This is a genomic window from Mesorhizobium sp. M8A.F.Ca.ET.218.01.1.1, from assembly GCF_004791165.1.
Taxonomy (GTDB): Bacteria; Pseudomonadota; Alphaproteobacteria; order Rhizobiales; family Rhizobiaceae; genus Mesorhizobium.
The window spans coordinates 539302-561170 of record NZ_SRUZ01000004.1; the positions used below are offsets into that span (position 1 = coordinate 539302).

Sequence of the window (21869 nt, forward strand, 5' to 3'; positions counted from 1 at the left end):
TGGATCGGTCAGTAAAGCGTTCTGGCGAGCGTTTCGGCGGCGCGGTCGAGATCATGAACCTCGCTCTTCGCGACAACCGCGTAGGCGACATCGCCGATCTGGAAGTATGCCGAGGAGATATCGCCGGAGGGCGCGACGGTCGGTTTGACCACATCGAAAGTGCCCGGCCGGATTGCGAACAGCGACACCAGGCCCATCTCCTTCGTTTCAACAGCAATCTCGACACTCGGGCCGAAGCGCGACGGATAGATCTGCACGTCGCGGACTTTCCAGTCCGTCGGCAGCGATGGCATGACAATGGCGGTGGCGGCGCGGATCTCGCCGGCATTGTAATTGGGCGCCTCGGTCTGCGAGGGCATGTTCTCGCGCAGCAGCGTCGTCCTATGTGCCTGTACCGCCTCGTCGACATAGGCGGGCGGCTGCGGCGAAGCGACGACCTTTGTCACCGATATCGGCCCGATGATGCCGTTGGCCAGCCAGCCGGCGGCAACGAAAGCAGCAACCGCCGCCGCGCGTTGCAGCACGCCGAAGATACGGCCCCGGCCAAGTCCCCTCTCCAGCCGCCGTGCGGCATCGGCCGTTGCTGGCCGCGCCATGCCATCGGAGCCAGCCAACGCCACGCGCAGTTCGTCGCGGGTGCGCAGATCGGACATCACGCGCGCGGCCGCCGCCGGACGCGCGGCCAGGAAAGCCTCGACCTCGATGCGGCGGGTGACGTCGAGCTGGTCGTCGACATAGGCGTCGAGATCGGCGTCCGTAACCGGGTCGACAAGAGCGGTCATGAGTCGCCTCCCACGATCCTGAGATGATTTTTGCCACGGGCGGGCGCCTCTTCCATCTGGCGCAAAGCCGCGCGCGCCCTGCCGATACGCGACATCAGCGTGCCCAGCGGCACGCCGCTGGCATTTGCCGCCTGCTGGTAGGAGAGGCCCTCGATGGCGACCAGATGCAACGCCGAGCGCTGCTCTTCCGGCAGGCTGAAAAAGGCTTCGCGCACCTGCGCCAGGCGCACGGAATGTTCCTGCGGCGCCGGCGTGCTGCCGTCGGCCAGATATCCGGCCTGTTCCAGCCGCGCCGCTTCCGAACGGCGCGAACGCACGCGGTCGATGAAGGTGTTGTGGACGATCGACAGCAGCCATGCCCGCAGGTTTCCTCCCGAGCGGAAGGTGCCGCGCCGCTCATAGGCGCGCACCAGCGCGTCATGCACGAGATCCTCGGCCTCGACGCCGTCGCGCGTCAGCGAGCGCGCATAGCGCCGCAGCGACCCGAGCTGTCCTATGATGTCAAAGCGTGGCATCGACGGTTTCATGCCCTGTTTACGGAGCATGTGGGGACTTTAATCCCGCTGGCGCCATTTTTTCTTCGCTGGAGGATATGTCGGCGGCTGCCCTCACCTCGCTCAGTTGTCGTAGGCGCCCTCTGGTCCAAAGTGTTTTGCCGGTTTGGGAAGCGTTACGCCGCAGGCGCGGAGCATCCACCTGTGGCCATCGCTGCGAAAATCCGTGATGCTCAGCGGCTCGACGTCGATCTTCCAACTGGCGGCAAGCGGCGCGCCGAGAACATGCAGGATCGCGGCGCGGATGAAGCTGGCATGCGTCACTGCGATCGTGTGACCACGTTCGGCGATTAATCGATCCATCAATCCAGCCGCCCTTTGGGCAACCTCGGCCAGCGATTCGCCACCATGCGGGGCCGCATTCGGATCCGTGCGCCAGGCGCCGATCTCGTCGGGCTGTCGCGCCTCCACCTCGTCAAGGCTCTTGCCTGCCCATCGTCCGTAGTTCTGGTCCGCCAGCGTCGGATCGACAGATGCATCCAGCGATAGCGCCTGCGCGGTCTGACGGGCGCGAAGCGCCGGCGCTGTCCACACACGGTCGGCGCGACGCAGCGTCCCGCCCATCGCGTTTGCCAATGTCAGCGATCGTGGCTCCAGCGGTTCATCCGAAGGAAACGATCCTTTCCGGGTCGCCGCCGTGGCGCCGGCGCAGATCATGGTCAGACGGACGAGCATGGAGCATGCTTTCTCTGAAGTGGGTGGAAGCTGTACCAACAGTGCCGCCTTTCATGCCGGCGCACCGAAACCGCTGGTGAAACGTCGCCAATTTGCGTATCACTCCGCCGCGCCAACGGAACCATAATGATGTTCGAAGACCTGCAGCCAGCTCCCGCCGACAAGATTCTTGCGCTGATCGGCCTCTATCGCGCCGATCCACGCCCTGGCAAGGTCGACCTCGGCGTCGGCGTCTACAAGGATCGCGACGGCAAGACGCCGGTCATGCGCGCCGTGCGCGAGGCCGAGAAGCGGTTGCTGCAGGGACAGGATACCAAGACCTATCTCGGCCTTGCGGGCGATACCACTTTCAACACGGTGATGGCCAAGCTCGCCTTCGGTCCGGGTGCCGACCTGTCGCGTATCCGGGCAGCACAGGCGCCTGGCGGCTCCGGCGCGCTGCGGCTGGTGGCGGAACTGCTCAAGCGCACACGGTCGGACGCGACGGTCTGGGTCTCCGACCCGACCTGGCCGAACCACATGCCGGTGATGCGTGCCGCCGGCCTGCAGATCCGCGAATATCCCTATTTCGATGCGGCCTCGGGCGCGGTTCGTTTCGACGATATGCTGGCCGCGCTACGGGGCGCCAACAACGGCGACGTGGTGCTGCTGCATGGCTGCTGCCATAACCCGACCGGCGCCAATCTCGACGCGGCTCAGTGGGAGCGCGTCACGGATCTGGTCGTCGAGCGCGGCCTGCTGCCATTTGTCGACATCGCCTATCAGGGCTTTGGCGACGGCCTCGAGGCGGACGCGCTCGGCTTGCGGCTGTTGGCCGCGAAGGTGCCGGAAATGGTCGTGGCGTCGAGCTGTTCGAAGAATTTCGCCGTCTACCGCGACCGTGTCGGGGCGGCGATGGTGCTGGCCAGGGACGGCGCGCATGCCGACGTGGCGATGAGCCAGATGCTGTCGGCGGCGCGCGCCATGTATTCAATGCCGCCGGACCATGGCGCGGCCGCGGTGCGCATCGTGCTGGAAGACGCCGCGCTGCGTGCCGACTGGGAAGCCGAGCTCGAAGAGATGCGCCTGCGTATGCTGCGGCTTCGGGTCGCGTTCGCCGAGGCATTGCGCCGGCAATCCAATTCCGATCGCTTCGACTTCGTTGCCAGCCATCGCGGCATGTTCTCACGGCTTGGCCTCACGGAAGCGCAGGTCGAACGGCTGCGCGCCGAGCACGCCGTCTACATGGTCGGCGACAGCCGCATCAACGTGGCCGGCCTGCCCGAGGACGGCATGGATGACCTCGCCAAGGCGATCGTTTCCGTGCTGGACTGATGAAACGGGTACGGTGCAGCTGTGGACAAAGTCCCCTCGCCGGCTGACAGCGTTGGCCGCGCGGCGGTCGGCGCGATAGCATCCGCCGCATGACGCCATCGAAAGATATTTCACGCCTGATCGAGATCATGGCGGCATTGCGCGCGCCGAAGACCGGCTGTCCGTGGGACATCGAGCAGGATTTCTCCACCATCGCCCCTTATACGATCGAGGAAGCCTATGAGGTGGCGGACGCCATCGCGCGCGGCGATCTCGACGACCTGCGCGACGAACTCGGCGACCTCCTGCTGCAGGTCGTCTACCACGCGCAGATGGCGCAGGAGGCCGGAGAGTTCGCGTTTGGCGACGTGGTCCAGGCCATCACCACCAAGATGATCCGCCGCCATCCGCATGTCTTTGGCGACGAGAAGGCTCGCAGCGCCGGCATGGCCAAGGGCATGTGGGAGAAGATCAAGGCGCAGGAGAAGGCCGAGAAGCGGCAAGCCCGCCTCGCGCGTGGCCTCGACCCCGAGGATAATGGCAAAGGCTTCCTGGACAGTGTTCCGGTCGCCCTGCCCGCCTTGACGCGAGCGCTGAAACTTCAGGAAAAGGCTGCCCGTGTCGGCTTCGACTGGAGCGAGGCCGTTCCCATCCTGGACAAGATCGAGGAAGAGATCGGGGAGTTGCGCGAGGCTCTAGCCAAGGGCGAAACGGCTGACATCAAGGACGAGTTCGGCGACACGCTGTTTGCCGTCGTCAATCTCGGCCGTCACTTGAAGCTCGACTCGGAAGCGGCGCTTGCCGGCACCAACGAGAAATTCCGCTCACGCTTCCACTACGTCGAGCAGGCCGTGGAGAAATCCGGCGGCACGCTGGAGGAAGCGACCCTGGAGGAAATGGAAGCGCTCTGGCAGGAAGCGAAAACCGCGACGTAAGCCTATAGCTCGGCAATGCCGGGCGAAAAACCGCGATACACTTTTCCTGGAGTTGCTGCGCGTTAGCCGTTGTTCTTGCGCCGCAATCGGCTTTCGATCTCTTCGCGAGCGCTTTGCGTGGCCTTCAGTGAAATGGTGGCGCTGCCGTCGTCATTGTCGGTCCGCGAAACGACGTCACCATTGCGATAAAGCCAATCGACCACGCCAAACTGGGCCGGCTCGATCGTCACCGTCAGGTCTTGCAGCTCGCCGGCCATTCGCGTTTCGATGACCGCTTTCAGCACATCGATGCCTTCGCCTGATACCGCCGATACGGCGATTGGCGGTTCCTTGCTGCCGTCGGCGCCGTCGGCAAGCAGCCGGTGCCTGTTGCCTTCGTCCAGAAGGTCGATCTTGTTCCAGACTTCGATGACGCGCTTGGTGTCGCCGGCATCGACGCCGAGGTCGGCGAGGATGCGCTCGACATCCTCGGCCTGAGCCGCCGTATCGGGATCGGAAATGTCACGCAGATGGATGACGAGATCGGCCTCGACCACCTCTTCCAAGGTCGCGCGGAAAGCAGCGATCAGATGCGTCGGAAGGTCCGAAATGAAGCCCACCGTGTCGGAAAGTATAATCGGCGTGCCATGCGGCAGGCGTACGCGGCGCAGTGTCGGGTCAAGCGTGGCAAACAGCATGTCCTGCGCCAGCACCCCTGCCCCGGTCAGCTTGTTGAACAGCGTCGACTTGCCGGCATTGGTGTAGCCGACGATCGCCACCACCGGAAACGGCACCTTCTTGCGCTTGGCGCGATGCAGGTCGCGGGTGCGGCGCACGGTTTCCAGCTCGTGCTTCAGCTTTATGATCTTTTCCTGCAACTGACGCCGATCGGATTCGATCTGCGTTTCACCGGGGCCGCCGAGGAAGCCGGCACCGCCACGCTGACGCTCCAGATGGGTCCAGCTGCGCACCAGGCGGCCCTTCTGGTAGTTGAGATGGGCAAGCTCGACCTGCAGCGTACCTTCCTTGGTGCGCGCCCGCTCGCCGAAAATCTCCAGGATCAGGCCGGTGCGATCCAGCACCTTGGCGTTGAATTCCTTCTCGAGATTGCGCTGCTGCACCGGCGTCAGCGGATGGTCGACGATGACCACTTCCGCATGGCCCTCCTTGACGATTTCGGCGAATTCCTCGACCTTGCCGCTGCCCAGCAATGTCGCCGGACGCGGGTCGTTGACGGTCACGACGGCCGTATGGATCAGATCAAGATCGATGGCGCGGGCAAGGCCGACTGCTTCGTCGTGGCGCGCCTCGGCCGAGCGCGTCAGCCGGGGACGGCTCGTGTCATCGTCATTACGCGGTTGGCGGGTAAGCACCGGTACGATGACAACGGCCCGGGTCGGGGCTTCGGCCGCCCCGGGATGATGCGCTGGTTTTCCGCGAACCGTGCCGTCCGCGTCCTTCTCACGTGCCAATCAGGCGCCCTGGCTTTCCTCGCCATCGAACATCTGAACCGGCTGGCTCGGCATGATCGTGGAAATGGCGTGCTTGTAGACGAGCTGGGAGTGGCCGTCGCGGCGCAACAGGACGCAGAAATTGTCGAAGGAAGTGACCACGCCGGTCAGCTTCACGCCGTTGATGAGAAAGATGGTGAGCGGGTTCTTGCTCTTGCGAACTGAGTTCAGGAACAGGTCCTGAAGGTTTTGCGATCGTTCCGCCATTGTTTTTGTCTTTCGCCGATCCCCTTCGGTTTGCAGCCAATGCGCCAAATTAGCGGGCACATGTCAAGCGCGCAAACACCCTCTTGCCGTCAGTAACGACAAGCAGAACGAGATATATTGATGTTCATTCCACCTGTGCGGTTATCAGGCTGGACTTTTTTCCGCAATGTCAAAAAAGGCTTGCCGCAACGAAAGTGTTATTGAGCCGGGGTGTCCATTGGCTATGGGATCACCGTCAATGGCCACGATTGGCATGGCAATAGTCGTCGCCGAACTGATGAATGCTTCGCGAGCCGCCTTGGCCTCGGCGACAGAAAATCCACGCTCCTCGATCTTCAGGCCGAGCTTTGCGGCGACTTCGAACATGGTGGTGCGCGTGATGCCGCGCAGAATGCCATGTTCGGCCGGCCTGGTGACCAGAACGCCGTCCCTGGTAACGATCCAGGCATTCGACGAGCCGCCTTCCTTGACGTTGCCATCCGTGTCCACGAACCAGGCTTCCTGGGCGCCGGATTCCTTGGCCTTCTGCTTGGCCAATACATTGGGCAGCAGCCCGACGGTCTTGATGTCGACACGGTCCCAGCGGTTCTCCGGCACGGTAATGACCGCGATACCGGTCTCGGCTCGTTTCGTGCCGGCGGCAGGATCCGCCTTCCTGGCGGTCACCACCAAAGCCGGCTTCGTGTCCGCCGACGGAAAAACGAAATCGCGGCTGGCGACACCGCGCGTCACCTGAACATAGACCAGACCGTCGACGACATGATTGCGGTTGACCACCTCGCGCAGGATCAGCGGCAACACATTGCGTGTCACCGGCCAGGCGATCGACAGCTCGGTCAGCGAGCGGTTCAGCCGGGCAAGGTGGCGCGGCATGTCGACGATGAAGCCGCGCGCCACCTCGCAGACCTCGTAGACGCCGTCGGCGAACTGATAGCCGCGATCCTCGATATGCACGGAAGCGTCAGCATGAGCGACGTAGCGCCCGTTGACATAGGCAATGCGCGGCATTGGCGACCCCTGGAAAATTCTCGGGCTTTCTTATGCGATTCCGCCGCCGCCGTAACCGGCAAATGCTTGGCCCAGGCGCGGCTGATGGACGCCGCGTCAGACGCCCAGCGACTTCAGCTTGCGATGCAAGGCGGAACGCTCCATGCCGATGAACTCGGCCGTCTTCGAAATGTTGCCACCGAAACGGTTGATCTGGGCTATCAGATAGTCCTTTTCGAACTGTTCGCGCGCCTCGCGCAGCGGCAGCGCCATGATGTGCTGGTCCGACTGGTTCGGCGTGCGCGGCATGACGTCGCCGATTTCGGACGGCAGCAGATCGGCGGTGATCGGCGCGTCGACGTCCTCGCCGCGCGCCAGGATCATCAGCCGCTCGACATTGTTGCGCAGCTGGCGCACGTTGCCCGGCCAGTTGTGCGCCTGCAGCACGGCCAGCGCGTCATCGCCGATACGGCGCGGCTTGATGCCGGCCTGGCGGGCGATCTGCTTCATGAAATTGTCGACGAGATAGGGGATGTCCTCGCGCCGCTCGGCCAGCCCCGGCACCATGACCGGAACCACGGCGAGCCGGTGGTAAAGATCCTCGCGGAAACGCCCGTCGGCGATCATTGCCTCCAGGTTCTGCGAGGTCGAGGAAATGATGCGGACATCGACCTTGACCCGCTTCGTGCCGCCCACCCGCTCGAACTGCTGTTCGACCAGCACGCGCAAGATCTTGTTCTGCGTCTCGCGTGGCATGTCGGCCACTTCGTCGATGTAGAGAATGCCGCGATGGGCCTCCTCCAACGCTCCCACCTTGCGCTCGACCCCGTTCGATTCGGTGCCGAACAATTCGATCTCCATGCGCTCGGGCGTGATGTTGGCGGCGCTCAGCGTCACGAACGGCCCGCCCTTGCGGGTCGACAGCGTATGGATGGCGCGCGCCGCCAGTTCCTTGCCCGAACCGGAGGGGCCAACGATCATCACGCGGCTGTTGGTCGGCGCGACGCGCTCGATGGTCTGGCGCAACTGGCTCATCGCCGACGACATGCCGATCAGGTCGAAGGTCTCGCCGCTGCGCAGCTTGAGGTCGGAAACCTCGCGGCGCAATTTCGAGGTCTCGAGCGCGCGTTCGGCAATGAGGATCAGCCTGTCGGCCTTGAACGGCTTCTCGATGAAGTCATAAGCGCCGCGACGGATGGCGGAAACCGCCGTTTCGATGTTGCCATGGCCTGAAATCATCACCACGGGCAGGTTGGGGTGCATGGTCTTGATCTCGTCGAGCAACGCCAACCCGTCCAGGCGCGAACCCTGCAGCCAGATGTCCAGGAAGATCAGCCTCGGCGCTCGATCGGCGATGGCCGCCAGGGCGCTGTCGGCATCGAATGCCGTACGGGTTTCATGACCCTCGTCACTCAGGATGCCCGCGACGAGTTCACGGATGTCTTCCTCGTCATCGACGATGAGAATATCAGACGCCATTACCGACCTTTTCAGTTTCTCTTTCGTGGTCCGCCCTGCTTTCGCCGCGCGGCGGCGCGCCGGTCGCGGGCGGCAGGACGATGCTGATCATCGCGCCGCGCCCGCCATGGAAATCCGCGGGCGCGTCATGGAGTTCCAGCCTGCCGCCATGGTCCTCCACGATCTTCTTGACGATAGCGAGACCAAGCCCAGTGCCCTTTTCACGTGTGGTCATATAGGGCTCCAGCAAGCGTTGGCGATTCTCGCGCGGCAGGCCTTTGCCATTGTCGATGACGTCGATGCGAATCGCGCCATTCTGGCGGCCGGCTTGAATCCGGATTATGCCGTGCGAACCGTCCTTCTGTTCCAGCCCGTCGATCGCCTCGGCGGCATTCTTGATCACATTGCCGAAGGCCTGAGCCATCAACCGGCTGTCGAAAGTGCCCTTGAGCGGTTCGTTGCCGAATATCCGCTCGAAGGTGATGTCGGCACGGCTGACTTCGACCAGGAAAGAGGCCTCGCGCAGCGATTCGCGCAGGTCGATGGCTTTCATCTCGGGCTTTGGCATGCGCGCGAAGGCCGAGAACTCGTCGACCATGCGGCCGATGTCCTCCACCTGCCGGATGATGGTGTCGGTACACTGGTCGAAAACTTCGCGGTCTTCGGTGATGACCTTGCCGTAGCGGCGCTTGATACGCTCGGCGGAAAGCTGGATCGGGGTCAGCGGGTTCTTGATCTCGTGGGCGATGCGCCGCGCCACATCTGCCCAGGCGGACGAACGCTGGGCCTGAACCAGATCGGTGATGTCGTCCACCGTCACGACATAGGATTTTTCCTCCGAGCCGTCATCGCCTGCCTCGATGGTGACCTGCACGTTAAAGGTCCGCTCGGCGCCGGCTCGATAGAAAGTCACCTGCTCGCGATAGACAGGTTTGCCGGACTTGCGGCCGATCTCGAAGACACGGCCGACATGCGGGAGGACCGCGGAAAGGTTTTGCCCGAGCGCCGCGCTGGCGGAAATGGCCAGCATCGATTCGGCAGAACGGTTGACGATGGTGATGATGCCGTAAGGGTCGACGCCAATGACGCCGGCGGTGACACCGGCAAGCACGGCTTCGGAAAAACGCCGCCTCTCGTCGATCAGGTCCTTCGCCGACAGAATCTCGTTGCGCTGTGATTTGAGCTCCAGCAGCATCTTGTTGAATGTATCGCCAAGCGAGGCGACATCGCCATCGGATGGCCGCACCGGCACCGCAACGTCGAGATTGCCGGTCGCGACTTCGTCGGCAGCGCCGATCAGCTGACGGATTGGCCGCACCAGCCGGTCGGCAACAGCGATGCCGGTCCAGATCGCCGACAGGATGATGATCAAGGTGAGTGACAAATAGGGCAGCGCAAATGCCACTTGCGAGGTGCGCCTGTTATCCTCGAGATTGCGATACTCGTCGGTGTTGGACCTGACGATCTGCCGCGCCTTGATCACCTCGGGGTCGACAAGTCGGATAGTGTAGAGATAGAGGCCCTCGATCTCCCGCAGCTTGACGATGGCGCCCATGATGTTGCGCGTGCGCGGCTCGATCAACACCGGCTTGCCGTCTGTGGCGGTGGCAACCGCTCCTTCCGGCGGTTCCGGCATGGCGAAATCGGCATCGGTCTTGGCGCTCATGACGAAGGAGCCGTCGGGCTTGATCAGCGCGGCATGCGCCAACGAGCGGCCCACGGCTTCCTTGTTCATGAGGTCGAGAAAGCCGGTGCGATCGAGGCCGTAGAGCGTGCGGGACGAATCGAGATCATAGGCCATCGACAGCGTCGTGCCCTGCAGATTGCGGGCGTTCTCCTGCACATAGGCGTCGGCGATCGACAGTGAAGAATTGACGATCGTCTTGGTGCGAATCTCGAACCAGCGATCAAGGCCGATATCGAGCGTTATCGAGGCGATGATCGCCACCATGATGGCGGGAATGGCGGCAACCAGCGCGAACATGGCAACGATGCGCACATGCAGCCGAGAAGCCGCCTTGCCATGGCGGCGCGCCATGACGATGCGATGCACCTCCCGCCCGACCAACGCGATGAGAACGAGCACGAAGGCGGCGTTGAGCGCGATCAGCGCCCAGGTCGTCTTGGCGTCAGGCGCAATCGGCGTCGCTCCGACCAGGATGGCGAACGAGATAGCCGCCATGACCAGGGCACCGACGACCGCCACCACGCCGGGCAGGGCCAGCAGCCGGCGCCCGTCGCGCGCGCCAGGTTCGCTGAAAAGCGGTTTGTTGAGTACAGGTGCCTGCGGAGCCATGTCGCCGTCTAGAGCCAGTGATTGCGTCGGATCTATGCAATGCATTGTGGCGATTATGCAACAAGTGTGACAGCAGCGGGACTCTTTCCCCGTTCGGTCCCCTGAAAAGATCGTGTGCTTGGCGCGGGCTCAGGTCTGGCGGGAGGACTTGTAGACGTTGACGCCCAACTCGCGAATCTTCTTGCGCAGGGTATTGCGGTTGAGGCCCAAAAGCTCCGCGGCCTTGATCTGGTTGCCGCGGGTTGCCGTCATCGAAGCCAGCACCAAGGGATATTCGACCTCGGACAGAATGCGCTCGTAGAGACCGGCGGGCGGCAATTCGCCTGCAAAGGAGGCGAAATAGCGCTGCAGGAAGTGCTCCACCGCCTGGCCGATGGAAAGATCGTCGGGAATGAGGTTGCCGGCGCCCGGTACCACCGGGCGCTCGCCTGTCTTGAGTTCCGCCTCGATGATCTCGGCGGAGATCTCGTCCTGCGAATAAAGCGCGGCGAGCCTGCGAACGAGGTTTTCCAGCTCGCGCACATTGCCTGGCCAGGGATAGCGCTTCATCAGCTCGATGCCGCCGGAAGAGATGCGCTTGGTCTGCAGCCCCTCCATCTCGCCAAGCTTGAAGAAATGGCGCACCAGGTCGGGCACATCCTCGGAGCGTTCGCGCAGCGCCGGCAACCTGAGCGGCACGACGTTGAGACGGTAGAAGAGGTCCTCGCGGAAGAGGCCCTGGTTGATCAGCGTGCGCAGGTCCTTGTTGGTTGCGGCAACGATGCGCACATCGGTCTTGATCGGCGTGCGGCCGCCGACCGTCGTGTACTCGCCCTGCTGCAGGACGCGCAGCAGGCGCGTCTGCGCCTCCATCGGCATGTCGCCGATCTCGTCGAGGAACAGCGTGCCGCCCTCTGCCTGCTCGAAGCGGCCGGTCGAGCGGTTCTGCGCGCCGGTGAAGGCGCCCTTCTCGTGGCCGAACAATTCCGATTCGATGAGATCGCGCGGGATCGCCGCCATGTTGATGGCAACGAATGGACCGCCACGACGGCGTCCATATTCATGCAGCGCGCGCGCCACCAGTTCCTTGCCGGTGCCCGATTCGCCCGAGATCATCACCGTCAGGTCGGTCTGCATCATGCGCGCCAGCATGCGGTAGATGTCCTGCATGGCCGCCGAACGGCCGACCAGCGGCATCGTTTCGGGCTGCTCTTCCTGCCGGGCATCGATCTTGGGCCGCCGGGGCTCGGACAGCGCGCGGTTGACGATGTTGAGGAGTTCGGTCAGGTCGAAAGGCTTCGGCAGATATTCGTAGGCACCGGTTTCGGAAGCGCGGATCGCCGTCATGAAGGTGTTCTGGGCGCTCATGACGATGACAGGCAGTTCCGGCCGCGCCTTCTTGATGCGTGGCAGCATGTCGAAGGCGTTCTCGTCCGGCATCACGACGTCGGTGATGACGAGGTCACCCTCGCCAGCCGCCACCCAGCGCCACAGGGTCGAGGCGTTGGAAGTGACGCGCACCTCGTGACCGACACGCGAAAGGGCCTGATTGAGCACGGTGCGGATCGCCGCATCGTCATCGGCGACGAGAATGTTGCCGCGAACGGTCATTTGCGATCTCCTTCGCCGTCTTGATCGGCGCCTAGCGCCGTTTCCTTCCAGGCCGGCATCAGCACCCGGAACGTCGTTGCGCGCGGCGTCGAATCGCACTCGATGATGCCGCCATGTTCACCGACGATCTTGGCGACCAGCGCAAGCCCCAGCCCCGAGCCGTTCGGCTTGGTGGTGATGAAGGGATCGAACAGGATCGGCAGGATATCTTCCGAGACGCCCGAACCATTGTCGCGCACGCAGAACTCCAGCGGCAGCGATACGCGGTCCTGCGTGCCGGGAACCGAAACGCGAATGCCGGGCCGAAAGGCGGTGGACAGCACGATCTCGCCGTGGGGATCGCTACCGATCGCCTCGGCGGCGTTCTTGACCAGGTTGAGGAACACCTGGATCAGTTGATCGCGATTGGCGAACACTGGAGGCAATGATGGATCATAGTCCTCCAATATCTTGATTTTCTTCGCGAAACCGTTCTTTGCGATTGCTTTCACGTGATCGAGCACGACGTGGATGTTGACGGGATAGCGATCGATCGGCCGCTCGTCGGAAAACACCTCCATTCGATCGACCAGCGACACGATGCGGTCCGTCTCGTCGGTGATCAGCCGCGTCAGCGCGCGATCCTCATCGGAGGCGGACAGTTCGAGCAGCTGGGCCGCCCCCCTGATACCGGACAGCGGGTTCTTGATCTCATGCGCCAGCATCGCCGCCAGGCCGGTCACCGAGCGCGCCGCGCCCCGATGCGTCATCTGCCGGTCGATCTTGTCGGCCATCGACCGCTCCTGGAACATGACCACGACGGAGCCCGGAAATTCCGGCACCGGCGCGACGTAGAGATCGACGACCTTTTCGATGCCGAGGCGCGGTGACGAGACGTCGACCCGATATTCGTTGACGGGCGCGCGGCGCTCGCGCACCTGGTCGACCAGCGTCAGCAACGGGCTGCCGAAAGGTATGAGTTTGGACAAGGTGTTGCGCGCCAGCATGGTCGCGCTGGAGCGAAAGAAATCCTCGGCATCGGCGTTGGCGAAGATGATGAACCCTTCCTCGCTGATCATGATCACCGGGCGACGGATCGTATTCAGCACGATCTGGGCGGCATCCGCTATTTCGGTGCCTTGGCCAGCAGTGGCGGTCATGCGGCGCTCCGCAGGTTCATGGTTTGCGGATCGCGCGGAAACACATCGCGCAGCAAGGCAATGACGCGAGCGGGTTCGAACGCAGTCATTATCGCTTTTCTACTGTCGCCAGCGACACCCCTGGCATGTCGATCGAGATACCAGCCCAGATGCTTGCGCGCCTGGCGCAGGCCGCTCTCGATGCCGTAAAGCGCCAGCATGTCCTGGTAATGAGCAATGATATAGTCGGAGAGCGCCTGGCGGGTCTCGGGAACGCCGGGCGAAAATGTCCCGGCGGCGGCCGTAGCGATGCTGCCGGCGACCCACGGCGCGCCATAGTGGGCGCGGCCGACCATCACGGCGTCGGCGCCGGACTGTTCGAGAATGACCGAGGCTTCAGCCGGGGAGCAGACATCGCCATTGGCGACGACCGGGATGGAAACGGCCTCCTTGACGCGAGCAATGGCGCGCCAGTCCGCCTTGCCCTGGTAGAACTGGCAGCGTGTGCGGCCATGGACCGTGACCATCCTGACGCCAGCCTGCTCGGCACGGCGCGCAAGGACGGGAGCATTGAGTGCCGCCTCGTCCCAACCCAGCCGCATTTTGACCGTCACCGGCACCTTGACGGCGCCGACCACGGCCTCGATCAGCGAGAGCGCGTGGTCGAGGTCCAGCATCAATGCCGAGCCGGCATAGCCGCCGGTGACCTTCTTGGCCGGGCAGCCCATGTTGATGTCGATGATGTCGGCGCCTTCGCCGGCGGCGATCCGTGCGCCTTCGGCCATATGCATCGCCTCACGGCCGGCAAGCTGAACCATATGGACGGGCAGGCCGGAATGACGTATGCGCAGGTCGCAGCCAGCCCTGCCCTTGGCGAGTTCGCCGCTGGCAACCATTTCGGATACGACCAGGCCGGCGCCGTGCGAATGGGCGCGCTGCCTGAACGCCTCGTCCGTAATCCCGGACATCGGCGCGAGGAAGACGCGGTTGCGGATTCTCACGCCGCCGACGTCGAGAGGCGCGGCCAATCTGATCAAGTTAACCATGCACAAAAACCAAGCATGTCCATTCGTTGCACATTCTCTAGCCAGATCGAGAGAAATGTGCAACGCGGAATGACGCCACATTGAGGCGCAATTGGGAAAATGCTGGCCTTCGGCCTTGGCCGCGACTAGGACCGGACTGCATGACGGGCGCAACTGAAAATCAGGCTTCGGATCCGGGTGGCAAAGTCGCGGTGGTTATCGTCGCGGCCGGTCGCGGCGCGCGCGCCGGACAGACCGATGGCCCGAAGCAATATCAACGAATTGGCGGGCGCGCCGTCATCGCGCGCGTCATCGATATCTTTCTCGCGCACCCGCTCATCGGCCGGATCGTCGTGGCCATTCATGCGGAGGACCGCGAGCTTTTTCGGCAAGCCGTGGGCACCGATGCCGATCGGGTGACGGCAATCGCCGGAGGCGCGACCCGGCAGGATTCGGTTCGGCTCGGGCTGCAGGCGCTGAGAAGCTACGCGCCCGACAAGGTCCTCATTCACGACGCGGCGCGCCCCTTTGTCGACATGGATCTGATCGACCGCACCATCGCGGCGATCGGCGAACGCGAGGGCGCGCTTCCCGCCCTCCCCGTCGCCGACACGCTGAAACGCGAATCGGCCACCGGCACCGTCGGCGAAACAGTCCCCAGGAGCGGGCTGCACGCGGCGCAAACGCCGCAAGGCTTTCCCTTCCTCGCGATCATGACCATGCATGAGGAAGCCTACAACAGAGGCAAGACCGACTTTACCGACGACGCATCGATCGCCGAATGGATGCAAATGCCGGTAAAGCTCGTTCCCGGCTCGCCGGACAATGTCAAACTCACCTGGGCACGGGACATCGCCATGGCACACCAGCGGCTTTCCAGCGAACGGGCACACTTCCCCGATATCCGCACCGGCAATGGCTACGATGTCCATGCTTTCGAGCCCGGCGACCATGTCACGCTCTGTGGCGTCGCCATCCCGCATGACAGGAAATTGTCGGGCCATTCCGACGCCGATGTCGGCCTGCACGCTCTGACCGACGCGTTGCTCGCGACCTGCGGGGCCGGCGACATCGGCACGCACTTTCCGCCCTCCGATCCGCAGTGGAAAGGCGCCGCGTCGCGGATATTCGTCGAACATGCGGCAAGGCTTGTGCGCGAGCGCGGCGGGCGCATCGCCAATGCCGATATCACGCTGATCTGCGAGGCACCGCGCGTCGGCCCGCACCGCGAGGCGATGACGTCAGTCCTTTCGCAGATGCTGGGCATTTCCGCCGACCGCATCTCGGTCAAGGCGACGACCAACGAGAGGCTCGGCTTCGTCGGCCGCGAGGAAGGCATCGCGGCGATCGCCACTGCCAGCGTGGTGTTTCCCGGCGAGGTTCCGGAATGACCAACAGCGACCTGGCAATCGCCCTGTTTGAGGCCTGCCGCGAGCGCGGCATCATGCTGGCGACGGCGGAAAGCTGCACCGGGGGCATGATCATTGCCGCGCTGACCGACATTGCCGGCTCCTCCGCCGTGGTCGATCGCGGCTTCATCACCTATTCCAATGAGGCCAAGATGGACATGCTCGGCGTTCGCGTCACCACGCTCAACAGGCATGGCGCGGTGTCCCGCGAGACGGCGATCGAGATGGCAGCCGGTGCGCTTGCCCGATCGCGCGCAGGGTTGACCCTGGCGGTTACCGGGGTTGCGGGACCTGGCGGCGGTTCGGCAGAAAAACCGGTCGGCCTGGTGTGGTTCGGCGTCGGCCTGGCAGGCCAAACGGTGACCGCCGAACGCCAACTGTTTGCCGACAAGGGCCGTGCTTTCATCCGTGGCGAAACGGTCAGGCACGCGCTGGAGTTGGGTTTGAAGACCTTAGGGGGAGCAGAGTAGGCACGACCAAGACTGTAGATTGCAATCAGCCGATCCGCTAATCAGGACGATCTTCAAACGCCTGCTGAGAATAACATTTTGTAAGATAGTTACGACCAAATTCGTCAGGGAGATATTTCAGAAGTCGAAACTCAGTGATCAAATTTGCGAGGTCCTTCGAAACAGGGTTGAGCCCATTGTAGCCGGCTAACGCGACTTCATGGGATGAGAGCTGGCTACGAAATAGGTTGGCGTAACTTCGTTTTTCAGCAACGGTAAGTTGTTTGTCATTCCTGATACGGAACAAGACTGTATATAGTAGCCGAAAATATGGTCCGGTCGTGCTTTCGTAGCGATCAATAACAACCGCCCTGTAGACATTGCTTACATAATCAGACGTTATTTTTTTACTATCAACACCTTCTAACTGCCATAACATTTCGAAATTCGCCCTGCGTATTGCCTCTATACCTTCACAGAGAGGGTTTTTTCCAATGAGATTCTTCGATGCCACATACCCTCCCCCATACTTAAATTGAACAACATCGCGAGCTTCTCGAAACAATTTCAGAATTTCAAAATACGTGCTCTCAAAGCGCTGAATATGTTGGTCGCGCTGCGCCTCATTAATTTGGCGCTGCTGTAACCGAAGGGTGTAAAAGACAGCTGCAAAAGCAAGTGTCGACATTAACGCGTTGAGCGCACCAAAGCTGTCGCCCCATTGGCCAACCAAAGTGGCCTCCCATGGGATTAGCATCCTCCGAGCCAGAAATGGATGCAGCGCCCAAACTAACCATAGAATGAAAGCGCCGATTGCGACGTTGCGTACAGTTTTGTCTTCCATTGCCTCCCCCGGCAGGCTGGAAACTTCATGCCACGCAACTCACCGACACTTTAACCGTCGCGGAAATGCGTTGGACAGTTGTGGGCCACTTTATCGCAATATTGTCAAGTTCGCCCCAACATCGAAAGCTTGGGTTGACTAACCTCAGCCTGACGGCGCAACCCCATAGATGACGTCGGCGCGCTTCTCAAAAGCCTCGGCGAACATGCGGAAGGCACGGTCGAACATCGTGCCCATCAGCGCGCCCAGGATACGGCTCTTGAATTCGTAGTCGATGAAGAAGCGCACGGCACAGCCGGCACCGTCTGGCTCGAAACGCCAGACATTGCTCAGATATTTGAACGGGCCATCGATGTACTTCACATCGATGGCGTTTTCGTCGGGCTTCAGCAGCACCTGGGTCGTGAAGGTCTCACGGATCGCCTTGTAGCCGATGCTCATGTCGGCGACGAGGATGGTGCGCCCATCCCGTTCCTTGCGCGAGCGGACCGTCAGCGCCTCGCAAAGCGGCAGGAATTGCGGATAGGTTTCGATGTCGGCGACCAGCGCGAACATCTGCTGCGGCGTGTGAGCAACGCGGCGGGTGGCTTCGAATTTCGGCATGAACCCGGCTCTAGAGGGCGTCGCGTCGAAGACGCATCAGAGCGATTTCGCGAGCTGTGCTTCGCGCGCCGCGCGCAGCCTGGCGAAATCGTCGCCGGCGTGATGCGACGAGCGCGTCAGCGGGCTCGACGCCACCAGCAGGAAACCCTTGGTCTTGCCGATCGTCTCGAAGGACTTGAATTCCTCCGGCGTGACGAAGCGGATCACCGGGTGGTGCTTCTTCGACGGCTGCAGATACTGGCCGATGGTCATGAAGTCGACATTGGCCGAACGCAGATCATCCATCAACTGCAGGATTTCGTTGCGCTCCTCACCCAGTCCCACCATGATGCCGGACTTGGTGAAGATCGAGGGATCGAGTTCCTTGACCCGCTGCAGCAGCCGGATCGAGTGGAAATAACGGGCGCCTGGCCGGACCTTCAGATAGTTCGACGGCACGGTTTCGAGATTATGGTTGAAGACGTCGGGCCTGGCCGCCACGACGATCTCCAGCGCCCCGTCCTTGCGCAGGAAATCCGGCGTCAGGATTTCGATCGTCGTCAGAGGCGTTGCCGCCCGGATCGCACGGATGACATCGGCGAAGTGCTGCGCGCCGCCATCGGCGAGATCGTCGCGGTCGACCGAGGTGATGACGACATGGGTAAGGCCCATCTGCTTGACGGCATGCGCGACGCGGGCCGGCTCGTCCGGATCGAGCGCGGTCGGAATGCCAGTGGCGACATTGCAGAAGGCGCAGGCGCGCGTGCAGATCTCGCCCATGATCATGAAGGTGGCGTGCTTCTTTTCCCAGCACTCACCGATGTTCGGGCAACCGGCCTCTTCGCATACAGTCACCAGCTTGTGGGATTTGACGATCTCGCGTGTCTCGGCATAGCCTTTCGATACCGGCGCCTTGACGCGGATCCAGTCCGGCTTGCGCAACACCTCCTGGTCGGGCTTGTGCGCTTTCTCGGGATGCCGCAGCCGCGGCGCGTTGGCGATCGTGTCGAGGACAGTGACCATCTGAACCCTGGCTTTTCTCGCGACCGCCCGTCGGCGATCGTCACGTTTACGTCATCTAGGACTTTTCAACACAAAGAAAAAGGCTGCGGAGGCGCATGCCGCCACAACCGTTTTCGCATAGCCGGGAAGGATATCGACTAGCGGCGCACCAGGCGACCGACCCAGATCAGCAGGCAGGCACCGATGAAGCCGGTGATCAGATAGGCGGTCCAGCCGACGCCGAACACGCCGATGTTGAGCGCCTGTAGGATGGCATTCAGCACCACCGCGCCAACGATGCCCATGATAATGTTCATGAATATGCCGGTGTTGCTCTTCATGACCATTTCGGCGAGCCAGCCTGCCAGGCCGCCGATGATGATGGCTGCGATCCAGCCCACGCCGTTCAGGTGCATATGCCTTCTCCTTGCGCGCGTAAAAATGCATCCGGAAACGAACTGCCTCGCCGTCGCGATCTCGCGGCCTTCGAAGCTGAGTCTCCTGCGGCGAATCTATCATGCGTTCAAGGCGCGACCATAGGCGTCGAGCACGCTTTCCTTCATCATCTCCGACAGCGTCGGATGCGGGAAGATCGTGTGCATCAGCTCTTCCTCGGTCGTTTCAAGGTTTATCGCCACGACAAAGCCCTGGATCAATTCGGTGACTTCGGCGCCGACCATATGCGCGCCGAGCAACTGACCGGTCTTCTTGTCGAAGATGGTCTTGATGAAGCCCTGGTCCTCGCCAAGCGCGATGGCCTTGCCGTTAGCGGCGAACTGGAAGCGGCCGACGCGAATATCCCGGCCTTCGGCCTTTGCTTTCGCTTCCGTCAGGCCAACCGAGGCAACCTGCGGGTTGCAATAGGTGCAGCCGGGAATCTTGAGCTTGTCCGTCGCGTGAACACCGGGAAAATTGGCGATCTTTTCGATACACACGACGCCCTCATGCTCGGCCTTGTGGGCAAGCATCGGGGGACCGGCGACATCGCCGATGGCGTAGATGCCGGGCACATTGGTCTTGCCATAACCGTCGATGACGACGCAGCCGCGCTCGGTCTTGACGCCGAGGGCCTCAAGGCCGAGATTCTCGATATTGCCCTGGACGCCGACGGCCGAAATCATGCGATCGGCTGATATCTTCTCGACCTTGCCGTCCTTCATCTCGACATGCGCGGTGACGGAGTTCGCCCCCTTCTCGACCTTGGTCACCTTGGCCTCGAGGATGATCTTCATGCCTTGCTTCTCGAACTGCTTTTGCGCGAATTTCGAGACTTCGGCGTCCTCGACCGGCATGACCGCCGGCAGCAGTTCGACCACCGTCACCTCGGCGCCCATGGTGCGGTAGAAGGAGGCGAATTCGATGCCAATGGCGCCCGAACCCATCACCAGCAGCGACTTCGGCATCTCCTTCGGCACCATGGCTTCAAAGTACGTCCAGATCAGCTTGCCATCCGGCTCGATGCCGGGCAGCGCGCGCGGCCGGGCGCCGGTCGCCAGGATGATGTGCTTGGCCGTGTAGGTGCCCTCGCCCTTGACGCCTTTCGGCACCGGCGGCTGCGGTTCCATCGGCTTCTTGGCCGTCTTGGAAACAACGATCTCACCGGGCTTCGAGAGCTTGGCCTCGCCCCAGATGACATCGACCTTGTTCTTCTTCATCAGGAACGCGACGCCGCCATTGAGCCTGAGCGACACTTTCCGCGACCGATCGACCACGGCCGCGGTGTCGGCGCTGACCTTGCCGTCGAGCTTCAGGCCATAATCCTTCAGGTGATCCGAATAGTGCATGATCTCGGCCGACCGCAGCAGCGCCTTGGTTGGAATGCAGCCCCAGTTGAGGCAGATGCCGCCGAGATGTTCGCGCTCGACGATCGCCGTCTTGAAGCCGAGCTGGGCGGAACGGACCGCGGTGACATAGCCGCCGGGACCGGAGCCGATGATGATGACGTCGTAGTTCTCAGCCACGGTTTTCTCCTTCAATCACAATTCCAGCATGACGCGCACGACTGGTGTCAGCGCCTTGCCGATGTTTCGCGTGTTTTCGGCGTCGAGGTGGACGCCATCGAGAGGTGTTGTTTGCGCCACCGTGCCAGCGTCGAAGAAGCCGCAACCGACTTCGTCGGCGAGTGCTGCGTATTGCGGTGCAAGCTGCTTCGAGGCGTCGTCGCCACCGGCGAACATCTCCTTGAAATCGGCATTCTCCGTGCGGCTGATAAGAGGAGGCGAAACGATCAGGATCTGCGGCGCCGGCCAGTCGAACGGATAGTCGTGGCCACGCACGATGTCGATCAACCGCTGGATGCCTTGCTTGGCGGCAACCGGGTTGCCATGGATCCATGGTTTCATGTCATTGGCACCGAGCATGATGACGATCAGGTCGATCGGCGCATGCGTCGTCAGCACCGTCGGCAGCAGCCGCGCGCCGTTGCGGTCAGCTCCGGCCAGATGATCGTCGAAGGCGGTGGTGCGGCCATTGAGGCCGTCGGCGATGACCTGAACGCCTTCGCCGAGGCCGGCCTGCAGCACGCTTGGCCAGCGATCCGGCAGCGCATGACGCCCGCCTTCGGCATTGTAGCCCCAAGTCAGCGAGTCACCGTAACAAAGAACCGTCTTCATCCGTTCAACCCGCCTTTATGTCGGCCACGCCGCGCTTCACGCGCCAGCGCACGAACAACCAATGGATGATGATCGTCACCAAGCCCGGCAGACCGAGACCGGCAACTATCGGCATGTCTTTCCTGACCAACGCGGCGCTGCCGTCGCTGTAGAGGATCAGCGCGACCAAGAGGACGAGCAGCACCACAAAAACAATCAGCGTCGATTTGCCCGCCCTCGCCACGACCGCGACCGGATCATTCGTCAATTGCGCCACGAAGAAGACGAAGGTGACGACCAAGGTCACCAGCACCGAGAACATGAAAACGAGGATGTATTCTTCCTCGGCGACTGTGGCGACAGCCAACCATTGCGCGATCAGACCGCCAGCCAACCCGGAAATGAAAAAAGCGAAAAGGCTGGTGAAGAATATTCGCACAGCCCTTCCCTTTCCTAGACCAGCATGCCCATCGGGTTCTCGATCAACTTCTTGAAGGCGACCAAGAGTTCGGCCCCCAGCGCTCCGTCAACCGCACGATGGTCGGTCGACAGCGTCACCGACATCACGGTGGCGATCTTGAC

Annotated in this window: 23 protein-coding genes; 4 read left to right on the forward strand and 19 right to left on the reverse strand. The window is 62.4% G+C overall.

All coding sequences use genetic code 11. The annotated features are described in order from the left end of the window. Positions 1-8 precede the first annotated feature (8 nt). From EN861_RS18620 to EN861_RS18630, 3 genes are all read right to left on the reverse strand, one after another. The gene (locus tag EN861_RS18620) at positions 9-782 is read right to left on the reverse strand and encodes an anti-sigma factor (protein ID WP_127281243.1); all 774 of its coding nucleotides are present in this window, start codon (positions 780-782) and stop codon (positions 9-11) included. Beyond that, positions 779-1297 carry a sigma-70 family RNA polymerase sigma factor gene (locus tag EN861_RS18625; RefSeq protein ID WP_245511781.1) on the reverse strand — a complete coding sequence of 173 codons (519 nt, stop codon included), beginning with the start codon at positions 1295-1297 and terminating at the stop codon, positions 779-781. The genes EN861_RS18620 and EN861_RS18625 overlap by 4 nt, the downstream gene beginning before the upstream one ends. A 102-nt stretch (positions 1298-1399) precedes the next feature. Next, positions 1400-2011 (reverse strand): histidine phosphatase family protein, encoded by a 612-nt coding sequence (locus EN861_RS18630; protein WP_135864848.1) that lies wholly within the window; start codon positions 2009-2011, stop codon positions 1400-1402. Positions 2012-2140: 129 nt separating this feature from the next. Between EN861_RS18630 and EN861_RS18635 the strand changes: the two genes are divergently transcribed. Further along, complete coding sequence (locus EN861_RS18635) at positions 2141-3325, forward strand: amino acid aminotransferase (protein WP_135864894.1); 1185 nt, start codon at positions 2141-2143, stop codon at positions 3323-3325. 89 nt (positions 3326-3414) lie between these two features. Then, positions 3415-4239 (forward strand): nucleoside triphosphate pyrophosphohydrolase, encoded by an 825-nt coding sequence (gene mazG / locus EN861_RS18640; protein WP_127872376.1) that lies wholly within the window; start codon positions 3415-3417, stop codon positions 4237-4239. A 62-nt stretch (positions 4240-4301) separates the two neighbouring features. Here the strand turns inward: mazG and hflX are convergent, their stop codons facing one another. The 8 genes from hflX to dusB form a co-directional block, all read right to left on the reverse strand. After that, positions 4302-5690 (reverse strand): GTPase HflX, encoded by a 1389-nt coding sequence (hflX, locus tag EN861_RS18645; protein ID WP_135864850.1) that lies wholly within the window; start codon positions 5688-5690, stop codon positions 4302-4304. Continuing rightward, positions 5691-5936, reverse strand: a complete 246-nt coding sequence (gene hfq / locus EN861_RS18650) for an RNA chaperone Hfq (protein ID WP_006202172.1) — start codon at positions 5934-5936, stop codon at positions 5691-5693. Between the two features lie 144 nt (positions 5937-6080). Beyond that, complete coding sequence (locus EN861_RS18655; protein ID WP_127279996.1) at positions 6081-6944, reverse strand: D-amino-acid transaminase; 864 nt, start codon at positions 6942-6944, stop codon at positions 6081-6083. 96 nt (positions 6945-7040) lie between these two features. Further along, positions 7041-8402 carry a sigma-54 dependent transcriptional regulator gene (locus EN861_RS18660; RefSeq protein ID WP_015317919.1) on the reverse strand — a complete coding sequence of 454 codons (1362 nt, stop codon included), beginning with the start codon at positions 8400-8402 and terminating at the stop codon, positions 7041-7043. Then, positions 8392-10677, reverse strand: a complete 2286-nt coding sequence (locus EN861_RS18665; protein WP_167531435.1) for a PAS domain-containing sensor histidine kinase — start codon at positions 10675-10677, stop codon at positions 8392-8394. The genes EN861_RS18660 and EN861_RS18665 overlap by 11 nt, the downstream gene beginning before the upstream one ends. Positions 10678-10806: 129 nt before the next feature. After that, positions 10807-12267, reverse strand: a complete 1461-nt coding sequence (gene ntrC, locus EN861_RS18670) for a nitrogen regulation protein NR(I) (protein ID WP_027142746.1) — start codon at positions 12265-12267, stop codon at positions 10807-10809. After that, a complete protein-coding gene (locus tag EN861_RS18675; RefSeq protein ID WP_127872374.1) occupies positions 12264-13406 on the reverse strand; it encodes a nitrogen regulation protein NR(II) in 1143 nt (380 codons plus the stop codon). Before EN861_RS18675 ends, ntrC begins: the two co-directional genes overlap by 4 nt. Further along, the gene (gene dusB, locus EN861_RS18680; RefSeq protein WP_135864852.1) at positions 13403-14431 is read right to left on the reverse strand and encodes a tRNA dihydrouridine synthase DusB; all 1029 of its coding nucleotides are present in this window, start codon (positions 14429-14431) and stop codon (positions 13403-13405) included. The genes EN861_RS18675 and dusB overlap by 4 nt, the downstream gene beginning before the upstream one ends. Before the next feature lie 140 nt (positions 14432-14571). Here dusB and EN861_RS18685 point away from each other — a divergent pair, with 140 nt between their 5' ends. Together EN861_RS18685 and EN861_RS18690 are read left to right on the forward strand one after the other, a co-directional pair. Then, the gene (locus tag EN861_RS18685; protein ID WP_135864854.1) at positions 14572-15801 is read left to right on the forward strand and encodes a bifunctional 2-C-methyl-D-erythritol 4-phosphate cytidylyltransferase/2-C-methyl-D-erythritol 2,4-cyclodiphosphate synthase; all 1230 of its coding nucleotides are present in this window, start codon (positions 14572-14574) and stop codon (positions 15799-15801) included. Continuing rightward, complete coding sequence (locus EN861_RS18690; protein WP_135864856.1) at positions 15798-16289, forward strand: CinA family protein; 492 nt, start codon at positions 15798-15800, stop codon at positions 16287-16289. The genes EN861_RS18685 and EN861_RS18690 overlap by 4 nt, the downstream gene beginning before the upstream one ends. A 37-nt stretch (positions 16290-16326) precedes the next feature. Here EN861_RS18690 and EN861_RS18695 read toward each other — a convergent pair whose 3' ends face one another. The 8 genes from EN861_RS18695 to EN861_RS18730 all read right to left on the reverse strand — a co-directional run. Continuing rightward, positions 16327-17112, reverse strand: coding sequence for a putative phage abortive infection protein (locus EN861_RS18695; RefSeq protein WP_135864858.1), 786 nt, complete (start codon positions 17110-17112; stop codon positions 16327-16329). 144 nt (positions 17113-17256) lie between these two features. Further along, on the reverse strand, positions 17257-17715 hold the full coding sequence (locus EN861_RS18700; RefSeq protein ID WP_127872369.1) for a type II toxin-antitoxin system RatA family toxin: 459 nt from the start codon (positions 17713-17715) through the stop codon (positions 17257-17259). Positions 17716-17751: 36 nt separating this feature from the next. After that, on the reverse strand, positions 17752-18717 hold the full coding sequence (gene lipA / locus EN861_RS18705; RefSeq protein WP_127872368.1) for a lipoyl synthase: 966 nt from the start codon (positions 18715-18717) through the stop codon (positions 17752-17754). A 137-nt stretch (positions 18718-18854) separates the two neighbouring features. Further along, the gene (locus tag EN861_RS18710; protein WP_027142753.1) at positions 18855-19112 is read right to left on the reverse strand and encodes a GlsB/YeaQ/YmgE family stress response membrane protein; all 258 of its coding nucleotides are present in this window, start codon (positions 19110-19112) and stop codon (positions 18855-18857) included. A 99-nt stretch (positions 19113-19211) separates the two neighbouring features. Beyond that, entirely contained in the window at positions 19212-20657 is a 1446-nt protein-coding gene (gene lpdA, locus EN861_RS18715; RefSeq protein WP_127872367.1) for a dihydrolipoyl dehydrogenase, read from the reverse strand. 15 nt (positions 20658-20672) lie between these two features. Then, complete coding sequence (locus EN861_RS18720) at positions 20673-21308, reverse strand: SGNH/GDSL hydrolase family protein (protein WP_127872366.1); 636 nt, start codon at positions 21306-21308, stop codon at positions 20673-20675. 4 nt (positions 21309-21312) lie between these two features. Then, positions 21313-21726 (reverse strand): hypothetical protein, encoded by a 414-nt coding sequence (locus EN861_RS18725; RefSeq protein ID WP_127872365.1) that lies wholly within the window; start codon positions 21724-21726, stop codon positions 21313-21315. Positions 21727-21740: 14 nt separating this feature from the next. Beyond that, a partial coding sequence (locus EN861_RS18730; protein ID WP_135864863.1) for a 2-oxo acid dehydrogenase subunit E2 occupies positions 21741-21869 on the reverse strand: 129 nt, incomplete at its 5' end.